Origin of the sequence: Klebsiella sp. HMSC16A12 (assembly GCF_001808265.1) — a bacterium.
GTDB classification, from domain to species: domain Bacteria; phylum Pseudomonadota; class Gammaproteobacteria; order Enterobacterales; family Enterobacteriaceae; genus Klebsiella; species Klebsiella pneumoniae.
On record NZ_KV792542.1, the window covers coordinates 33,368 to 53,065 of the forward strand.

Sequence of the window (19,698 nt, forward strand, 5' to 3'; positions counted from 1 at the left end):
TGAAAGATCCGTTTTGCCAGTCGGCTCACACTTTCCGGCCGCGCAATAGCGAACATATGATCTAAATTTTTATAAGAGTTCAATTTATGAGCGAAAAACGCATTACGGAAGAGAACCGCTACGCCGGGCTGGCGTTAGCCGAGGAAGAGCTGGTGGCGCGGGTGGCGTGGTGCTACTACCACGACGGCCTGACGCAAAATGACATCGGCGAGCGTTTGGGGCTGCCGCGGCTGAAGATTTCCCGCCTGCTGGAGAAAGGCCGCCAGTCCGGGGTGATCCGCGTGCAGATCAACTCGCGCTATGAGGGCTGTCTGGCGCTGGAAAGTGAACTTCAGCAGCGTTTTGGCCTCAAGATTGCCCGCGTGCTGCCGGCGCTCAATACTCCGCCGATGAATACCCGGCTGGGGATCGGCGCGGCGCAATCGCTGATGGGTATTCTGCAACCGGGGCAATTATTGGCAGTCGGTTTCGGCGAAGCCACCATGAGCTGCCTGCAGCATCTCAGCGGCTTTATCGGCTCGCAGCAGGTGCGGCTGGTGACTCTCTCCGGCGGCGTCGGCCCGTATATGACCGGCATCGGCCAGCTTGATGCCGCCTGCAGCGTCAGCATTATCCCGGCGCCGCTGCGGGTCTCTTCGGCGGAGGTCGCCGAGATCCTGCGCCGTGAGTCGAGCGTGCGCGACGTGATCCTCGCGGCGACGGCGGCGGACGCGGCGGTGGTTGGCATCGGCGCCATCGATCAGCGGCGCGACGCCACCATTTTACGCTCCGGCTATATCAGCGAGGGCGAACAACTGATGTACGCCCGCAAAGGCGCGGTCGGCGACATTTTAGGTTATTTCCTGCAGGCCGACGGCAGGCCGGTAGAAGGACTGGAGATCCATCGGGAACTGCTCGGCGTAACCCTTGATGAGCTGGCGCAGCTGCCGACCATCGTTGGCGTCGCCGGGGGAGAAGAAAAAGCGCAGGCGATTTATGCCGCTCTGATTGGCAAGCGCATTAATGGCCTGGTAACGGAAGAGACAACAGCACGCGCGGTGCTTACCCTGGCCTCCTGACGGCCTGGCGCCGCGCGACAACAGCGAGGCGCATGTCATGAGTTACCTGTTAGCGTTAGATGCCGGGACCGGCAGCATTCGGGCGGTTATTTTCGATCTTAATGGCCGCCAGCTGGCGGTAGGCCAGGCCGAATGGAAACACCTGAGCGTTGATAACGTCCCCGGCTCGATGGAGTTCGACCTTACCACCAACTGGCAGCTGGCCTGCCAGTGCATTCGTCAGGCGCTCGACGCCGCCCGGCTCTCTGCCGCCGATATTCAGTCCGTCGCCTGCTGTTCGATGCGCGAAGGCATCGTTCTCTATGACCGCAACGGCGAGGCCATCTGGGCCTGCGCCAACGTCGATGCCCGCGCCAGCCGCGAAGTGGCGGAGCTTAAGGAGATCCACGACTATCGCTTCGAATCCGAGGTATACGAGGTCTCGGGACAAACCCTGGCGCTCAGCGCCATGCCGCGCCTGCTGTGGCTGGCGCACCACCGCCCCGATATCTACCGCAAAGCGGCAACCATCACCATGATCAGCGACTGGCTGGCGGCGAAGCTTTCCGGCGAGCTGGCGGTCGACCCGTCAAACGCCGGCACCACCGGCATGCTCGATCTGTTCAGCCGCGACTGGCGTCCGGCGCTGCTGGATATGGCCGGGCTGCGCGCCGATATGCTGTCGCCGGTCAAAGAGACCGGTACCCTGCTGGGCGCCGTCACCGAAGCGGCGGCGCAGCAGAGCGGCCTGCGCGCCGGGACGCCGGTGGTGATGGGCGGCGGCGACGTCCAGCTCGGCTGCCTGGGCCTTGGGGTGGTGCGCGCCGGGCAAACCGCGGTACTCGGCGGCACTTTCTGGCAGCAGGTGGTCAACCTGCCGCAGGTGCGCACCGATCCGCAGATGAATATTCGCGTTAATCCTCACGTGATTCCCGGCATGGCGCAGGCGGAATCGATCAGCTTCTTTACCGGCCTGACCATGCGCTGGTTTCGCGACGCCTTCTGCGCTGAAGAAAAACTGATTGCCGAGCGGCTCGGCGTCGATGCCTATTCGCTGCTGGAGGAGATGGCCAGCCGCGTCCCCGCCGGTTCCCACGGCGTGATGCCTATTTTTTCCGACGCAATGCACTTTAAGCAGTGGTACCACGCCGCGCCGTCGTTTATTAACCTCTCCATCGATCCGGAAAAGTGCAATAAAGCGACCCTGTTCCGCGCGCTGGAAGAGAACGCGGCGATTGTCTCCGCCTGCAACCTCGCGCAGATCTCGCAGTTCTCCGGGGTGACATTCGACAGCCTGGTGTTTGCCGGCGGCGGCTCTAAAGGCGCGCTGTGGAGCCAGATCCTCAGCGACGTCACCGGCCTGCCGGTGCGGGTGCCGGTGGTCCGCGAAGCCACCGCGCTGGGCTGCGCCATCGCCGCCGGAACCGGCGCCGGGCTGTATGACGATATGGCCAGCACCGGAGAGCGGTTAGTGAGCTGGCACCGCGAGTTCACCCCAAATCCGCAGCATCGCGAGCTGTATCAGGAGATGATGAGCAAATGGCAGACGGTGTACGCCGATCAGCTTGGCCTTGTCGATAGCGGACTGACAACGTCGATGTGGCAGGCGCCGGGTCTGGAACGCCGCCAGCGCGTTGCGTCTTCCCCCTCACCCTAACTACCGGTGCCGCTCCGCCTTTCCCCCCTCTCCCTTTGGGAGAGGGCCGGGGTGTGGGGCAACGCTTCGCCGTTCTTTGAATCCCATCACAATCACCGCACTCCCCTTTTCCCTTTTTCTCCACGATGGCTAAATTAGTAACTCATCCGACCACATAACAATAATTTTACATTGGAAGCCACTATGAGCCGCTATCCGTCGCTTTTCGCCCCGCTTGAGCTGGGCTTCACAACGCTCAAAAACCGCGTGTTGATGGGCTCAATGCACACCGGGCTGGAAGAGCTGCCGGACGGCGCGCAGCGGCTGGCGGCCTTTTACGCCGAGCGCGCCCGTCACGGCGTGGCGCTGATCGTCACCGGCGGCATCGCTCCGGCGCCCTCTGGCGTCACCATGGCCGGCGGCGCGGTACTCAACGATGCCAGCCATCTGGCGCACCATCGCCATATTACCGACGCGGTACATCAGGAAGGCGGCAAAATCGCTCTGCAGATCCTGCACACCGGCCGTTACAGCTACCAGCCCGCGCTGGTGGCCCCCTCGGCGCTACAGGCGCCGATCAACCGTTTTACCCCCCATGAACTGAGCCACGATGAGATCCTGACGCTGATCGATGATTTTGCCCACTGCGCCCAGCTGGCGCGCGAAGCGGGCTATGACGGCGTCGAGGTGATGGGCTCTGAGGGCTATCTGATTAACGAATTTCTCGCCGCGCGCACCAACCAGCGCGACGACCAATGGGGCGGCGATTATGCCAGGCGCATGCGTTTCGCCGTAGAGGTGGTTAAGGCGGTGCGCCAGCGCGCCGGCCACGATTTCATTATCATTTACCGTCTGTCGATGCTCGATCTGGTCAACGACGGCAGCACGCTGGCGGAAGTCACCGAACTGGCCAAAGCGATTGAAGCGGCGGGAGCGACCATCATCAACACCGGGATTGGCTGGCACGAAGCGCGCATTCCGACCATCGCCACGCCGGTACCGCGCGGAGCTTTCAGCTGGGTCACTCGCAAGCTGAAGGGCGCGGTGTCGATCCCGTTGATCACCACCAACCGCATTAACGATCCGCAGGTCGCGGAGGATATTCTCGCCCGCGGCGATGCCGATATGGTATCGATGGCCCGCCCGTTCCTTGCCGACGCCGAATTTATATCAAAAGCGCAGGACGATCGCGCCGATCAGATCAACACCTGCATCGGCTGCAATCAGGCGTGTCTCGATCGGATCTTCGTCGGCAAAGTCACCTCCTGTCTGGTCAACCCGCGCGCGTGTCATGAAACCCTGATGCCGGTCCTGCCGGCCAACGCGCCTAAACGGCTGGCGGTGGTCGGCGCCGGGCCTGCCGGTCTGGCCTTCGCCGTAAACGCTGCCGCCCGCGGTCATCACGTCACTTTGTTTGATGCGCTCCCGGAGATCGGCGGTCAGTTTAATATCGCCAAACAGATCCCCGGCAAAGAGGAGTTTCACGAGACGCTGCGTTACTACCGCACCATGCTCGATCTTCATGGTGTCGATCTACGCCTGAACACCCGCGTCACGACAGACGATCTGCTGGCGTTCGATGAGACGATCCTCGCCACCGGTATCGCCCCGCGCCTGCCGGCGATCGACGGGATCGATCATCCAAAAGTGCTGAGCTATCTTGATGTCTTGCGCGATAAAGCGCCGGTTGGCGCGAAGGTGGCGATTATCGGCTGCGGCGGTATCGGCTTCGACACCGCGATGTTTTTAAGCCAGTCGGGCGCGGCCACCAGCCAGGATATCGGCGAGTTCTGCCGCGAATGGGGTATCGATACCAGCCTGCAAACGGCGGGAGGGCTGAGTGCTGAAGGCCCGCAACTGAGTAAAAGCCCGCGACAGATTGTGATGCTGCAGCGCAAAGCCAGCAAACCGGGCGAAGGGCTCGGCAAAACCACCGGCTGGATCCACCGCGCGACGCTGCTGGCGCGCGGGGTGAAAATGATCCCGGCGGTCAGCTATGAAAAGATCGATGATGAAGGGTTACATGTCACTATCGGCGGCGAGCGCCAACTGCTGGCGGTCGATCAGGTGGTGATCTGCGCCGGTCAGGAACCGCGCCGCGAGCTGGCGGATCCGCTGCGCGCGGCGGGGAAAACGGTGCATCTCATCGGCGGTTGCGACGTGGCGGCGGAACTGGATGCGCGCCGGGCGATTGCCCAGGGCACTAAACTGGCGCTGGCGATTTAGCCCTGTCCCGGGGGCGGCGCGATGCGCCTTCCCCGGGCTACCACGATAATCCCGCACGCTAGCCCGGCTAAGGCGACAGCCGCGAGCCGGGGGAAACCGCGACAAGAATCAGCGCTGCTTACGCACCTTGGTTGCTTTCAAAATGACAAACTTATTGTTCGTCGCAATCGTCGTGCAATTACCAAACGCGCGCTTCAGCTTACGGAAGTAATCGAGGTGGCGGTTGCCGACGACGTACAGCTCGCCGCCGTATTTCAGGCTGCGGCGGGCATCGTTAAACATCTGCCAGGCGATATGGTCGGTAATAGCGTGCTGCTGATGGAACGGCGGATTACACAGAATCGCCGTAAAGCGGTCGGGCTCAATGCCGGAGAGCGAGTTGTTGACCATGAATTCACAGCGTGCGATATCGTCCGGCAGATTGCGCTCGACGTTCAACCGGCTGGAAGCCACCGCCATGTGCGACTCATCGGTAAACATGACCCGCGCGTTCGGGTTCTGCGCCAGCGCCTTCAGGCCAATCACCCCGTTGCCGCAGCCGAGATCGGCGATCTCGCCTTCTAGATCAGACGGTAAATGCTGCAAGAAGAAACGCGCGCCGATATCCAGCCCGCTGCGGGCAAAAACGTTGGCGTGGTTATGGATGGTCCACGGCGTGCCGTCCAGCTTCCAGCTGTAGGTTTGCGGCGCATCGGCAAGCTCAGGAGCGGTGAAAACGCAGTGGATCAGACGCGCTTTTTTCCACGCCAGCGAGGTGGTGGTGGTGCCGAGGATTTTTTCAAACAGCGCCAGCGTCGAGTTGTGCACATCACGGGCTTTCGCCGCGGCGATGATGCGGGTTTCCGGCGTAACTACTTCGCGCAGGGCGCGCAGCTGCTGTTCCAGCAGCGCCAGCTGTTTTGGCACCTTAATCAGCACCAGCGCCGGCGCGGCCGGTAGCGGGCTCAGGCTATCCTGAAAGCGCACGCTCTCTTCATCGATACCGTTCATCCGCAGGTTGTGGCGGGTCGCCAGCTCGGAAATAAAGGAGTCGTTGATGCTGACCGGGTTGCGATCCGCCAGCGCGCAGGCGAGCGCGCCGAAGCCGTCGTTGAAGATGAGCGTCAGGCCGTCGACGTCATTCACCTGTTGCAGCAGATATTCATCCGCCGCTTCCCATGCCTGAAGCGCTTCTTCTTCAGCGTTAGGTGGGAACCGCTCTAATGTGAATAACTCACCGTTTAACTCTGCCTGGCTCATCGCCTCTCCGCCTCCGGAATAGTAAAACCCGCGAGTTTATACGCAAATCCTGTCCAGTTGAAGAGAGATCGCTGATCATCGCCGCTCAGCGTAGATCGCCCTCGTCATCGGCTCGCAGCAGCGTTATCGACGCGCGAGCGCCGGGCATCAGCTGCTGCAGATAACCTACCAGCCGCTCTCCCGCCTCATGCAGGGCCGACAACGGCATCGCCGGCAGGCTTTCGAGAATAAACCACATCGTCTGCGCGCCGCTGTCCAGCCGGGTGCGCACGCCCTGTCGCCAGTTCCAGCGTCGGCAGGTTACGCCTATATCATCCCGCCAGATGACTTCGCCCGGCTCCGGATATTCCACTACCGGCTCTGCCGATTTTAGCGTATCGAATGGCTCATCGCCGCGGGCAATGGCCAGCCGCGGTTCGCCACGGTAGGCGGCCAGATTTTCCCCACCGACCGGGACGGCATAGCGAATGCTGATCGCGTTGTAGATATCCACCACCGGATCGATGGCCGGCAGACTCCCCTCTTTCAGCACCCGCTTGCGCAGCGCCTGCGCCGAACAGGGGGTACGTTTCGCCTTCGCGCCGAAGGCGCTGAACGCTTCATCCCATGCAGCCAGGTGCGCTTGCGCCCAGGGCACATCATCCTGCTGCACCGCCAGGCAGGCCTCGGCCAGCGCCTGCTCCGCGACGGCGGGATCGGCCACCGGCGCGCTCTCCACCACAATACTTAATGCCCGAAAGCCCGGCGCCAGGCGGCTGACCGCAGATTCGATTGACGGCGTTACGCTACGCATTCGATAATCCTGTAATGACCAATTTGTTTCATCATAGTGACCAATGAACGTAAAAGTCAATATAACGACCAATTCAGGATCTGATGTCGACCAGGTAAGTCGCGCCGTCGCCACGCGGCTGAAGGCCTACCGTAAAGCGAAAAAAATGTCGCTGGACGAGCTGTCGCGCCGGGCCAGCATCAGCAAAGGTATGCTGGTCGAGATGGAAAAAGAGGCCGCCAATCCCAGCATTGCGATTCTCTGCAAACTCGCCGCCGCGCTGGGCGTATCGGTAGCGGATATTGTCAATGTGGCAAGCGAACCCGCGTTGCATATTATTCCCGCCGAGCAGATCCCCACCCTCTGGCAAGGCCCGCTGGGGGGCAGCGCCAGGCTCCTCGCCGGCACCGCCGGGCCGAATATGATTGAGCTGTGGCGCTGGGAGATGCAGCCCGGCGAAGCCTTTACCTCGCCCGGCCACCCGGCAACAACCTTCGAGCTGCTGCACGTGGAAGCCGGCGCGCTGACGCTGACGCTTGGCGAGACCTGCCGCACGGTGGCGGCCGGGGAATCGGCGGTGGCCCGCACCGAAATAGAGCACGGTTACCGCAATGAGGGTACCGCGCCGCTGGTCTTTACCATGACCGTGGCTGAACTGCCCTCCTGACAGACATAATGATAAGACGATGACAAAACTCATTTATTTACAGGGCTATCCTGAATCGCTGCTGGCGCAGGTGACCACGTTAATCGAGCAAGGCCGCCTCGGCGAGGTGCTGCAAAAGCGCTATCCGCAAGGGCACGACGTTAACAGCGATAAAGCGCTGTATCAGTACACCCAGGACTTGAAAAACCGCTTTCTGCGCGGCGCGGCGCCGATCAACAAAGTGATGTATGACAGTAAGATCCACGTGCTGAACAATGCGCTCGGCCTGCATACCGCCATTTCCCGCGTGCAGGGCGGTAAGCTGAAAGCTAAAGCGGAAATTCGCGTGGCGACGGTATTTCGCGACGCGCCGGAAGCCTTTCTGCGGATGATCGTGGTTCATGAACTGGCGCATCTGAAAGAGAAGGATCACAACAAGGCTTTTTATCAGCTGTGCTGCCATATGGAGCCGCAGTACCACCAGCTGGAGTTCGACACCCGCCTGTGGCTGACGCACCTTTCGTTAAATCGTTCTGCGTAGTGACGCACTGGTTTTGTCATGACGGCATGATAGAGTGGCGGCAGGTTCCCTTTAACGGAGTTCGTCAACGTTTATGATACGTTTCGCAGTTGTTGGCACAAACTGGATCACCAAGCAGTTTGTCGATGCCGCCCATGAAACCGGCAAATATAAACTTACCGCCATCTACTCCCGCAGCCTCGAACAGGCGCAAGCCTTCGCCAAAGACTATCCGGTCGAGCATCTGTTTACCTCGCTCGATGAACTGGCACAGAGCCCTGACGTTGACGCGGTCTATATTGCCAGCCCGAACTCGCTGCACTTTCCGCAGACCCGGCTGTTCCTGAGCCATAAGAAGCACGTCATTTGCGAAAAGCCGCTGGCGTCGAACCTGCAGGAAGTCGAGGCGGCGATAGCGCTGGCGAAAGAAAATAACGTGGTGCTGTTTGAAGCCTTTAAAACCGCCAGTCTGCCTAACTTTCTCCTACTGAAAGAAACGCTCGCTAAAGTGGGCAAACTACGCAAAGCCTTCATCAACTACTGTCAGTACTCCTCACGCTATCAGCGCTACCTTGACGGCGAAAACCCCAACACCTTTAACCCGGCGTTCTCTAACGGTTCGATTATGGATATCGGCTTCTATTGCCTGGCGTCCGCTGTGGCGCTGTGGGGCGAGCCGCGGGCCGTTCTTGCCACCGCCAGCCTGCTGGACAGCGGCGTAGACGCCCAGGGCACCGTGGTGCTGAGCTATGGCGACTTCGACGTGACGCTGCATCACTCCAAAGTTAGCGATTCCGCGATCCCCAGTGAAATTCAGGGCGAAGACGGCGCGTTAGTGATCGAAAAAATCTCCGAATGTCAGAAGCTGGCGTTTGTGCCGCGCGGCGGTAAAGCCCAGGACCTGACGCAGCCCCAGCACATTAATACCATGCTGTATGAAGCGGAGACCTTTGCGCGCCTGGTGGAGACACAGGATGTGGATCACCCGGGCCTGGCGGTGAGCCGGATCACCGCCAAACTGTCCAGCGAAATTCGTCGCCAGACCGGGGTGATCTTCCCGGCCGATACGCAGCCGCTGGCGTAAAAGAGTGTAAAGGCCTGACCGGCCGCCATTGACGAAAACCGCCCTGTGACATATTTTGTTACGTGCAAAGGGGAGTAACTTCCTTGCCGGTTGATCGTCATTACGATGCGTGCAATACCGCATCCGGTCGCCGGGCAATAACCAAAGCCCATCGCGATGTACTTTGGTTGTTGTAAGTGAGACCTTGCCGGAAGGCGAGGTCTATGCATAAAAGCGCAGCGGCTGCCGTCTTCCGACGTCAGCCGTTTTGTTTTTATGTAAGGAATATCAAATGAATACTGTCGGCACGCCGTTGCTATGGGGTGGATTCGCTGTCGTTGTCGCGATCATGTTGGCAATCGACCTGCTGCTTCAGGGACGACGCGGTTCGCATAGCATGACCATGAAACAGGCCGCTGGCTGGTCAATCCTCTGGGTCACGCTTTCTCTGCTGTTCAACGCCGCCTTCTGGTGGTATCTGGTGCAAACCCAGGGCCGGGCCGTCGCCGATCCGCAGGCCTTAGCCTTCCTCACAGGTTATCTGATTGAAAAAGCGCTGGCGGTCGATAACGTCTTCGTCTGGTTGATGCTGTTCAGCTATTTCGCCGTACCGCCTGCTCTGCAGCGCCGGGTGTTGGTGTATGGCGTACTGGGCGCGATCGTTCTGCGTACCATTATGATCTTCGCCGGCAGCTGGCTGATTTCGCAGTTCGACTGGCTGCTGTACGTCTTTGGCGCCTTCCTGCTGTTTACCGGCGTGAAGATGGCGCTGGCGAAAGAGGACGACTCCGGCATCGGCGATAAGCCGCTGGTGCGCTGGATCCGCAGCCATCTGCGGATGACCGATAAAATCGAGAGCGAGCGCTTCTTCACCCGTAAAAACGGGGTGCTGTTCGCCACCCCGCTGCTGCTGGTGCTGATTCTGGTGGAACTGAGCGACGTGATTTTCGCCGTCGACAGTATCCCGGCAATCTTCGCGGTCACCACCGATCCGTTTATCGTGCTGACCTCGAACCTGTTCGCCATCCTCGGCCTGCGCGCCATGTACTTCCTGCTGGCGGGGGTCGCTGAGCGCTTCTCGATGCTCAAATACGGTCTGTCGGTGATTCTGGTGTTTATTGGCGTGAAGATGCTCATCGTCGACTTCTACCATATCCCGGTTGCCATCTCGCTGGGCGTGGTGGGCGGCATCCTGGCCGTCACGCTGCTGATTAACGCCTGGGTCAACAGGCAGCACGACAAGCAGCGCAAACTGCCAGAGTAATCTGCTACCGCGCCGTCGGCCCTCGCTGGCGGCGCGGTAATCAGCTATAGCAGACGTTCTCGTAACGAGAATACCTGCTCATGTCACAATTATGTTGCTACGCAGTTAAAAAATAAGATCCATATTAAAATCACAGTATTTTACGCTTCCCGCCAGTCTTTCTTTCCGTATACTCGACTATGCAAACATCTACTTACATCCTGACATAAACGTAAAAAATAATACGTGGCTGGGATGGCTTGCTACATCACTGGAAGGAATGAATTATGACAACACGCACTCCCTCATCAGGGTGGCTCTCCCGCCTGGCGCAAGGCAGCCTGGTGAAACAAATTTTAATCGGCCTGGTGCTTGGCGTACTGTTGGCGCTGGTCTCTAAGCCTGCGGCTATCGCCGTCGGTCTGCTGGGGACCCTGTTCGTCGGCGCGTTAAAAGCGGTAGCGCCGGTGCTGGTATTGATGCTTGTCATGGCCTCGATCGCCAACCATCAGCACGGACAAAAAACCAGTATACGCCCCATTCTGTTTCTCTATCTGCTGGGCACCTTTAGCGCGGCGCTGACCGCGGTGTTGTTCAGTTTTCTCTTTCCCTCGACCCTGCACTTAACCACCGCCGCCGACAGCATCACGCCGCCGTCGGGGATTGTTGAGGTGCTGCGCGGCCTGCTGATGAGCATGGTGTCCAACCCGATCGACGCTCTGCTGAACGCCAACTATATCGGCATTCTGGTGTGGGCGGTGGGGCTTGGCTTCGCCCTGCGTCATGGTAACGACACCACCAAAAACCTGATCAACGACGTCTCCCACGCGGTGACCTTTATCGTTAAAGTGGTGATCCGCTTTGCGCCGCTGGGGATCTTCGGCCTGGTATCTTCCACCCTGGCGACCACCGGTTTCGAGACCCTGTGGGGCTATGCCCAGCTGCTGCTGGTGCTGGTGGGCTGTATGCTGCTGGTAGCGCTGGTGATTAACCCGCTGCTGGTGTTCTGGAAGATCCGCCGCAACCCCTATCCGCTGGTGCTCACCTGCCTGCGCGAAAGCGGCGTTTACGCGTTCTTCACCCGCAGTTCCGCCGCCAACATTCCAGTGAATATGGCGCTGTGCGAGAAGCTGAATCTGGATCGCGACACCTATTCGGTCTCTATTCCACTGGGGGCGACCATTAATATGGCTGGCGCGGCAATCACCATCACCGTGCTGACGCTGGCGGCGGTGCATACGCTGAATATTCCGGTGGATCTGCCGACGGCGCTGCTGCTGAGCGTGGTCGCTTCGCTGTGCGCCTGCGGCGCCTCCGGCGTGGCGGGCGGCTCGCTGCTGCTGATCCCGCTGGCCTGTAATATGTTTGGGATCCCGAACGATGTGGCGATGCAAGTGGTTGCCGTTGGCTTTATTATCGGCGTGCTGCAGGACTCCTGCGAAACCGCGCTGAACTCCTCCACCGACGCCCTGTTTACCGCCGCGGCCTGCATGGCGGAAGACGACCAGCTGGCGAAAAACGCCCTGCGCGGATAACGCCTTTCCCCTCCGCTATCGGGCGGAGGGACTCTCTTCCTGTACTGCGTTTTCAACCTTAAACGGATCGATACCGCGCTTTTGCATCCGGCGGAAGCGAATGATGTTCAGCCCGTTGACGATCAGGAAACTGCCTTCTATCAGCGTCCCGCCAATGGAACCCAACCACAGATTATGCATGACCCAGCAGGCGGTGGAGCACCACATCACGCAGCGGACGGTTAGCCCTTTGCAGCGAAACAGCGCCCAGGTGCTGGCGACGGTGCCAATGATCGGCAGCAGCTCCATGGCATGCTGCAGTTTACCCAGGCCGAGAATCAACGTCAGGAGGATAAAGACTGTCATCACCCACAGACTACGGGTGCGTAAGGAAATGACCGTGCGAAGCGCATTGAGCCCGGCGCTCATTCCAGCCGGCCCGGCGCCCATCAGGAAAAAATGAACGCCGATAATAGCGCTATAGACCGCCAGCTGTAGCCTGAAACGGCGTTCATCGCGGTTGATAAAGGTGGTAATGCCGATAAGAAAGGCGATGACGCCGACCCCCTGGGCCAGCCAATACGCGGTCATGTAAGCTCCCTGACTGAAAAAAACAAACGGCGCTTCACTGGCTGAAACGCCGCTGTTACGAGCCCGATGGCGCTACGCTATCAGGCCGATACACAAACCAAGCCTCTGGGCGCCAACGCAAATACGCCTTTACAGGGTAACACCGCTTTTAAAGATGGCCAGCTCGCGGAAGTCATTCTGCTCATTACAGGTCGGTTTACCGTTGGCGAAGGCTACAATGGCATCCACAAACTCTTCCAGCAGCTGCGGCATCGTTTTGCAGTGGAGCAGCTGTCCGGCATCAAAGTCGATCCAGTGCTTTTTCTTCGCCGCCAGCTCGCTGTTGGTGGCGATCTTCACCGTTGGCACAAAGCCGCCGTACGGCGTGCCGCGACCGGTGCTGAACAGCACCATATGGCAGCCGGCGCCGGCCAGCGCGCTGGTGGCGACCGCGTCGTTGCCCGGCGCGCTCAGTAAATTCAGACCATGAACCTTCAGGCGCTCGCCGTAGCGCAGAACATCCACCACCTGGCTGGAGCCCGCTTTCTGAGTACAGCCCAGCGACTTATCTTCGAGAGTAGTGATCCCTCCGGCCTTATTACCCGGCGAGGGGTTTTCGTAAATAGGCTGGTCGTGAGCAATAAAGTACTGCTTAAAGTCATTGACCATGGTCACCAGCTTGTCGAAGGTCGCTTCGTCGCGGCAGTGGCTCATCAACAACTGTTCAGCGCCGAACATCTCCGGCACTTCGGTCAGCACGGTAGTGCCGCCGTTGGCGATCACATAGTCTGAGAAGCGGCCCAGCATCGGATTAGCGGTAATGCCCGACAGGCCGTCCGATCCCCCGCACTCGAGGCCAAACTTCAGCTCGCTGAGCTTGCCCGGCTGGCGTTTATCCTGACGCATCACTTCATACAGCTGATGCAGATGCTCAACCCCCGCCTCCACTTCATCGTCCTGATGCTGGCAAACCATAAAGTGCACGCGCTGCGGGTCAAACTCGCCCAGCGTCTCGCGAAAGGCCTCCACCTGGTTGTTTTCACAGCCAAGGCCAACCACCAGCACCGCCCCGGCGTTCGGGTGACGAACCATATTTTGCAGCATGGTGCGAGTGTTGATATGGTCGTCCCCAAGCTGCGAGCAGCCATAGGTGTGGCTGAAGAGATGTACCCCATCGATATCCTCAGCGCCATACGTCTCTTTCAGGAAACGGTTCTGCATTTGTCTGGCCATCGCGTTGACGCAGCCGACGGTCGGCAGGATCCACAGCTCATTGCGCACGCCGACGTCACCGTTGGCGCGACGATAAATCTGCACTTCGCGATCCGCAGGCTGTGGCGGTTGGGCAACCAGGTCCGGTTGATAGCGATACGCGTCAAGGTCGCTGAGATTGGTGCGCGTATTGTGCGCATGAACATGCTCTCCCGGCGCGATATCCGCCAGCGCATGGCCAATCGGCAACCCGTACTTAACGACGTTTTCCCCTTTCGCGATAGCGCGCAGTGCAAACTTGTGGCCGCGAACGATATCCTGGCCGAGGGTGACCGAGTCATTATCAATCGTCACCACGCTACCGGCAGCGATATCCGTCAGCGCGACCGCGACGTTATCCTGCGAATGGATTTTGATGTATTGCATATCAACCGACCTCTGGCCTTAGTTCAGTTCAATGGCGAAATAGTCACGCGCATTGTTAAAGCAAATGTTTTTCACCATCTCGCCCAGCAGCGCGATATCCGCAGGCGCTTCGCCGGCAGCCACCCAACGGCCGATCATCTGGCACAGAATGCGGCGGAAGTATTCGTGGCGCGTGTAGGAGAGGAAGCTGCGACTGTCGGTCAACATCCCGACGAAGCGGCTCAGCAGCCCGAGCTGCGCCAGCTGGGTCATCTGCCGCTCCATACCGTCTTTCTGATCGTTGAACCACCAGCCGGAGCCGAACTGCATCTTGCCTGGCATGCCTTCACCCTGGAAGTTACCGATCATGGTGCCCAGCACTTCGTTATCACGCGGGTTCAGGCAGTAGAGAATCGTTTTCGGCAGCAGGTTTTCTTCGTTCTGCTTGCTCAGCAGCTTAGACAGCTCTTCCGCCATCGGACGATCGTTGATCGAGTCGAAGCCGACGTCTGGCCCTAACAGTTTGAACTGACGGAGGTTGTTGTTACGCAGCGCGCCAATGTGGTACTGCTGGACCCAGCCGCGACGGGCATACTCTGCGCCGAGGAATACCAGCACCGCGGTTTTGAACTGCGCCACTTCGTGTTCGCTAAGGGTCTCGCCAGCCAGGCGGCGCGCCAGAATGTCATCCAGCTCGGCGTCGGTCGCTTCGGCAAACAGCACCACGTCCAGCGCATGATCGGAGACTTTGCAGCCGTGTGCGGCAAAATGATCCAGACGTTTGGTCAGGGCGCTTTGCAGGTCAGCGAAGCGGCGAATATCGGTATCGGATACCTCGCCCAGCTTAGCCATATAATCATTGAAGGTCGCCAACTCGATGTTGAAGGCTTTATCCGGGCGCCAGCTCGGCAGCACTTTGATGTCAAAGGAGTTGTCTTTGGCGACAGCCGCGTGGTGCTCAAGAGAATCAATCGGATCGTCGGTGGTACCGACCATCTTCACATTCATCTGCTTCATGATTCCGCGGGCGGAGAAGGCATCCTGAGCCAGCAAATCATTACACTGGTCCCAGATTTCATCGGCGGTGGATGGCGACAACAGCTTACCTGTAATACCAAAAGGTCGACGCAGCTCTAAATGGGTCCAGTGGTATAACGGGTTGCCAATAGTGTGCGGAACCGTGGCCGCCCAGGCGTCAAATTTCTCGCGATCGGACGCATCACCGGTACACAGACGCTCCGGCACGCCGTTAGTGCGCATTGCGCGCCATTTATAGTGATCGCCTTTCAGCCAGATGTCATACAGGTTTTTAAAGCGATAGTTTTCGGCAACCTGCTGCGGCGGAAGGTGGCAGTGGTAGTCGAAAATCGGCTGATCTTTGGCGTAATCATGGTACAGACGGCGGGCAAACTCGGTATCAAGTAGAAAATCTTCAGTCATAAACGATGTCATTCGCGTGTCCTCTTCGCTCCAGTGCGGGAGCCTTTCAGATGATTGACTACAATGCTGACAAAGTTATCACACCAATTTCTACAGACCGAACTGTTTTTCGTGAGTTAGATCAATAAACGTCGATAAAAAAATGACCGCCCTGGAGCAAAACACCTCGCCAGAGCGCGCCATCTCTGGCTTTCCAGGCAAGGGATAAAGACCACACTAACTTTCCCACTTTTGTGACAGCTCTCAACTTTTAAAGTTGTATGACAAGTTATCTTTCTGCCGTCGCAACATATAAACCGACGGAATGCATTACCGGTGCTTATGGCATCGGCTTATACGGAATGGATACCGACTTTCAACATAACAACTGATGGTAAGGTTCAGGCCAGAGGGGACTACCCTCCTGAATCCTCCGTTTCGCTTTCCCGGCCGCTTATTGCGCTCGGTAAAGGCCGCACCTGATGCGGAAAGATAACAGACGATGAGGTTTACATGCGTAAAATTAAAGGGTTACGTTGGTACATGATCGCGCTGGTGACGCTGGGCACCGTGCTGGGCTACCTGACCCGTAACACCGTAGCGGCGGCCGCGCCGACGCTGATGGAAGAGTTACACATTTCGACCCAACAGTACTCCTATATCATTGCAGCCTATTCCGCTGCCTATACCGTTATGCAGCCCGTCGCGGGGTATGTCCTTGATATTCTGGGGACCAAAATTGGCTATGCCTTCTTCGCCATCGCCTGGGCGGTATTCTGCGGCTCAACGGCGCTGGCCGGCAGCTGGGGTGGACTGGCGCTGGCCCGTGGCGCAGTCGGCGCAGCGGAAGCCGCAATGATCCCCGCCGGCCTGAAGGCCAGCTCAGAGTGGTTCCCGGCAAAAGAGCGCTCTATCGCGGTGGGCTACTTCAACGTGGGTTCCTCTATTGGCGCCATGATCGCGCCGCCGTTGGTGGTGTGGGCGATTGTCATGCACAGCTGGCAGATGGCGTTCATCATCTCCGGGGTATTGAGCTTCGCCTGGGCCATCGCCTGGCTTATCTTCTACAAACACCCGCGCGACCAGAAAAAATTATCTGACGAAGAACGTGACTACATCATTGGCGGTCAGGAGTCTCAGCATCAGACCAATAACGCGAAGAAAATGTCGCCGTGGCAAATCCTGCGCAACCGTCAGTTCTGGGGTATCGCCCTGCCGCGCTTCCTCGCCGAGCCGGCCTGGGGGACCTTTAACGCCTGGATCCCGCTGTTCATGTTCAAAGTTTACGGTTTTAACCTGAAAGAGATCGCCATGTTCGCCTGGATGCCGATGCTGTTCGCCGACCTCGGCTGTATCGTCGGCGGATATCTGCCGCCGCTGTTCCAGCGCTGGTTTGGCGTCAACCTGATCGTGTCGCGTAAAATGGTGGTCACCATGGGTGCCCTGCTGATGATTGGCCCGGGGATGATCGGCCTGTTCACCAGCCCGTACGTGGCGATTGCCCTGCTGTGCATCGGCGGGTTCGCTCACCAGGCGCTGTCCGGGGCGCTGATTACCCTCTCTTCCGACGTCTTTGGCCGTAACGAAGTCGCTACCGCCAACGGTCTGACCGGGATGGCCGCCTGGCTGGCGAGCACCATGTTCGCCCTGGTCGTCGGCGCGCTGGCGGATACCATCGGCTTTAGCCCGCTGTTTGCGGTACTGGCCGTCTTTGACCTGCTGGGCGCGCTGGTTATCTGGACGGTGCTGAAAAACAAACCGGCTGACGATGACTCGACGCCGCTTAGCAGCCGCAAACCGGTCACGCAGAGTTAGATCGAATGGCAAGGTAATCGCCGATCAAGCCGCCTTCTCAGGCGGCTTTTTCATGCCTGCCAGTGGTGGAAAGCGCGTAAAAGTGGTATAACAAATCGAATATTGTCGCCATCTTCCGGGAGCGAATATGGAAATCATTGAACCACGCCGTCTATATCAGCAGCTTGCCGCTGAGCTGAAGACGCGCATCGAACAAGGTGTCTACCTTGTAGGGGATAAGCTGCCCGCCGAGCGCTTCATCGCCGATGAAAAAAACGTCAGCCGCACCGTGGTTCGTGAAGCCATTATCATGCTGGAAGTGGAAGGGTATGTCGAAGTCCGCAAAGGGTCGGGTATCCACGTTATCTCCAACCATCCGAAATACCAGCAGGTGGCCGATGAAAGCCTTGAGTTCGCCAACTATGGCCCCTTTGAACTGCTGCAGGCGCGGCAGCTAATTGAAAGCAATATTGCCGAATTCGCGGCGACTCAGGTGACCAAACAGGACATCATGAAGCTGATGGAGATTCAGGAGAAAGCGCGTAACGAGAAATGTTTCCGCGACTCCGAATGGGACCTGCAGTTTCACGTCCAGGTGGCGCTGGCGACGCAGAACAGCGCGCTGGCGGCGATCGTGGAAAAGATGTGGACCCAGCGCGTGCATAACCCCTACTGGAAAAAGCTGCATGAGCATATCGACCTGCGTACGGTCGATAACTGGTGCGACGACCACGATCAGATCCTGAAAGCTCTGCTGCGAAAAGATCCCAACGCCGCCAAGCTGGCGATGTGGCAGCATCTGGAAAATACCAAGCAAATGTTGTTTAACGAAACCAGCGATGACTTTGAATTTAATGCCGATCGCTACTTATTTGCCGAAAACCCAGTCGTTCATCTCGATACCGCAGTCAACGGCGCGAAATAAGGCCTTATCCCTCCGGCGCGCCCCCCTGCGCGCCTGTCTGACAGTGAGGCTGGAGTAAGCAAGTCATATATAGTGTCAGCCTGTGTAAATCCTCTCGCCTCCCATCTCCGCAATCAGCAAAATCAACGAGCAACACGTTGCAATTTCTCTGACGGAAAGTCAGGTGATTTGTTACAATTAGATGCATTTTGTCGTTCTGGGGGGTAGGTATTTACTTACTTCAGTCTTATACAGGGAAGCGTTCAGAGCGCCTAAGCAGCGACCATAATCTCATAAAAATCTTGTCGCCCTATATGCCACGCGCTCAGACGTGCCGTTAACCGATGTACCAGGAATCGTGAATGGAACTATTTACCCAGTTATTGAATGCCTTGTGGGCTCAGGATTACGAAACGCTCGCGAATCCCTCCATGATAGGCATGCTGTATTTTGTCTTGTTTATGATTTTGTTCCTTGAGAACGGGTTATTGCCTGCCGCGTTTTTACCGGGGGATAGTCTGCTCGTGCTCGTGGGCGTGCTGATCGCCAAAGGGGCGATGGGTTTTCCGGAAACCTTGCTGCTGCTCACCGCCGCCGCCAGCCTCGGCTGCTGGCTAAGCTATATTCAGGGGCGTTGGCTGGGTAATACGCGGATCGTGCAAAACTGGCTGTCACACCTGCCTTCGCACTATCACCAGCGTGCGCATCACTTGTTTCATAAGCATGGGCTCTCCGCGCTGCTGATCGGCCGCTTTATCGCCTTCGTACGCACGCTGCTGCCCACCATCGCCGGGCTTTCCGGCCTTAATAACGCCCGTTTTCAGTTTTTCAACTGGATGAGCGGCCTGCTGTGGGTGCTCATCCTGACCTCGCTTGGCTATCTGCTGGGTAAAACCCCGGTATTCCTCAAGTATGAAGATCAGCTGATGTCCTGCCTGATGCTCCTGCCGGTTGCCCTGTTGGTCTTCGGACTGATCGGCTCGCTGGTGGTGCTGTGGAAGAAAAAATACAGAAGCCGGGGCTAATGATGGTCATGAAACGCCCTTCCCTGCGCCAGTTCAGCTGGCTGCTGGGTGGTTCTCTTCTGCTCGGCGCCCTGTTCTGGCTTTGGCTGGCGGTGCAGCAGCAGGAGGCCACGCTGGCGATCCGCCCGGTTGGCCAGGGTATCGGAATGCCGGACGGTTTCTCCGTCTGGCATCATCTCGATGCCAACGGCATCCGCTTTAAAAGCATCACGCCGCAGAAGGATGGTCTGCTGATTAAGTTCGATTCCACCGCCCAGGGCGCGGCGGCGAAAGAAGTTCTCGGCCGCGCTCTGCCACATGGTTATATTATTGCCCTGCTGGAGGACGATAACTCGCCCACCGCCTGGCTATCCCGCCTGCGCGACGCGCCGCATCGCCTCGGGTAAGCTGCCGCCAGACTGCGTTTTTAACCCAGTCTGGTGGTTTCCCGCATTTGTTACTATGCTTAAACCTGCGGGAATCAACGCATTCAC

Annotated in this window: 17 protein-coding genes; 12 read left to right on the forward strand and 5 right to left on the reverse strand. The window is 58.5% G+C overall.

Features of this window, described 5'->3' with window-relative positions; all coding sequences use genetic code 11:
- Positions 1-86: 86 nt before the first annotated feature.
- The 3 genes from lsrR to HMPREF3140_RS03325 all read left to right on the forward strand — a co-directional run bounded on the left by lsrR (position 87) and on the right by HMPREF3140_RS03325 (position 4,899).
- Positions 87-1,058 (forward strand): transcriptional regulator LsrR, encoded by a 972-nt coding sequence (gene lsrR, locus HMPREF3140_RS03315; protein WP_004144837.1) that lies wholly within the window; start codon positions 87-89, stop codon positions 1,056-1,058.
- A 37-nt stretch (positions 1,059-1,095) separates the two neighbouring features.
- A complete protein-coding gene (gene lsrK, locus HMPREF3140_RS03320; protein WP_004149900.1) occupies positions 1,096-2,694 on the forward strand; it encodes an autoinducer-2 kinase in 1,599 nt (532 codons plus the stop codon).
- Positions 2,695-2,877: 183 nt separating this feature from the next.
- Positions 2,878-4,899, forward strand: coding sequence for an NADPH-dependent 2,4-dienoyl-CoA reductase (locus tag HMPREF3140_RS03325; protein ID WP_004181395.1), 2,022 nt, complete (start codon positions 2,878-2,880; stop codon positions 4,897-4,899).
- Positions 4,900-5,007: 108 nt separating this feature from the next.
- Here the strand turns inward: HMPREF3140_RS03325 and rlmG are convergent, their stop codons facing one another.
- Positions 5,008-6,138, reverse strand: coding sequence for a 23S rRNA (guanine(1835)-N(2))-methyltransferase RlmG (rlmG, locus tag HMPREF3140_RS03330; RefSeq protein WP_032412440.1), 1,131 nt, complete (start codon positions 6,136-6,138; stop codon positions 5,008-5,010).
- Between the two features lie 85 nt (positions 6,139-6,223).
- Positions 6,224-6,931: a B3/B4 domain-containing protein gene (locus HMPREF3140_RS03335; protein WP_002917889.1), complete on the reverse strand. Its 708-nt coding sequence runs from the start codon at positions 6,929-6,931 to the stop codon at positions 6,224-6,226.
- Positions 6,932-6,974: 43 nt separating this feature from the next.
- On the opposite strand from HMPREF3140_RS03335, the gene HMPREF3140_RS03340 reads away from it, so the two are divergent.
- From HMPREF3140_RS03340 to sstT, 5 genes are all read left to right on the forward strand, one after another.
- Positions 6,975-7,577, forward strand: a complete 603-nt coding sequence (locus tag HMPREF3140_RS03340; protein WP_032412442.1) for a helix-turn-helix domain-containing protein — start codon at positions 6,975-6,977, stop codon at positions 7,575-7,577.
- 19 nt (positions 7,578-7,596) lie between these two features.
- Entirely contained in the window at positions 7,597-8,097 is a 501-nt protein-coding gene (locus HMPREF3140_RS03345; RefSeq protein ID WP_004144843.1) for a M48 metallopeptidase family protein, read from the forward strand.
- Between the two features lie 73 nt (positions 8,098-8,170).
- Positions 8,171-9,160, forward strand: coding sequence for a Gfo/Idh/MocA family protein (locus HMPREF3140_RS03350; RefSeq protein WP_004149902.1), 990 nt, complete (start codon positions 8,171-8,173; stop codon positions 9,158-9,160).
- A gap of 271 nt (positions 9,161-9,431) precedes the next feature.
- Complete coding sequence (locus HMPREF3140_RS03355; RefSeq protein WP_004144845.1) at positions 9,432-10,403, forward strand: TerC family protein; 972 nt, start codon at positions 9,432-9,434, stop codon at positions 10,401-10,403.
- 266 nt (positions 10,404-10,669) lie between these two features.
- Positions 10,670-11,917 carry a serine/threonine transporter SstT gene (gene sstT / locus HMPREF3140_RS03360; protein WP_002917895.1) on the forward strand — a complete coding sequence of 416 codons (1,248 nt, stop codon included), beginning with the start codon at positions 10,670-10,672 and terminating at the stop codon, positions 11,915-11,917.
- 15 nt (positions 11,918-11,932) lie between these two features.
- Here the strand turns inward: sstT and HMPREF3140_RS03365 are convergent, their stop codons facing one another.
- From HMPREF3140_RS03365 to uxaC, 3 genes are all read right to left on the reverse strand, one after another.
- Positions 11,933-12,487, reverse strand: a complete 555-nt coding sequence (locus HMPREF3140_RS03365; protein ID WP_032412446.1) for a YgjV family protein — start codon at positions 12,485-12,487, stop codon at positions 11,933-11,935.
- A 129-nt stretch (positions 12,488-12,616) separates the two neighbouring features.
- Positions 12,617-14,104: a UxaA family hydrolase gene (locus tag HMPREF3140_RS03370; RefSeq protein ID WP_032412449.1), complete on the reverse strand. Its 1,488-nt coding sequence runs from the start codon at positions 14,102-14,104 to the stop codon at positions 12,617-12,619.
- An 18-nt stretch (positions 14,105-14,122) separates the two neighbouring features.
- Complete coding sequence (uxaC, locus tag HMPREF3140_RS03375; protein ID WP_002917899.1) at positions 14,123-15,535, reverse strand: glucuronate isomerase; 1,413 nt, start codon at positions 15,533-15,535, stop codon at positions 14,123-14,125.
- A gap of 480 nt (positions 15,536-16,015) precedes the next feature.
- Between uxaC and HMPREF3140_RS03380 the strand changes: the two genes are divergently transcribed.
- The 4 genes from HMPREF3140_RS03380 (at position 16,016) to mzrA (ending at position 19,611) form a co-directional block, all read left to right on the forward strand.
- On the forward strand, positions 16,016-17,317 hold the full coding sequence (locus HMPREF3140_RS03380; RefSeq protein WP_002917905.1) for an MFS transporter: 1,302 nt from the start codon (positions 16,016-16,018) through the stop codon (positions 17,315-17,317).
- A 127-nt stretch (positions 17,318-17,444) separates the two neighbouring features.
- Complete coding sequence (gene exuR, locus HMPREF3140_RS03385; RefSeq protein WP_002917907.1) at positions 17,445-18,221, forward strand: transcriptional regulator ExuR; 777 nt, start codon at positions 17,445-17,447, stop codon at positions 18,219-18,221.
- A 341-nt stretch (positions 18,222-18,562) separates the two neighbouring features.
- A complete protein-coding gene (gene yqjA / locus HMPREF3140_RS03390; RefSeq protein ID WP_002917909.1) occupies positions 18,563-19,225 on the forward strand; it encodes a DedA family general envelope maintenance protein YqjA in 663 nt (220 codons plus the stop codon).
- 8 nt (positions 19,226-19,233) lie between these two features.
- The gene (mzrA, locus tag HMPREF3140_RS03395) at positions 19,234-19,611 is read left to right on the forward strand and encodes an EnvZ/OmpR regulon moderator MzrA (RefSeq protein ID WP_004218213.1); all 378 of its coding nucleotides are present in this window, start codon (positions 19,234-19,236) and stop codon (positions 19,609-19,611) included.
- Positions 19,612-19,698 lie beyond the last annotated feature (87 nt).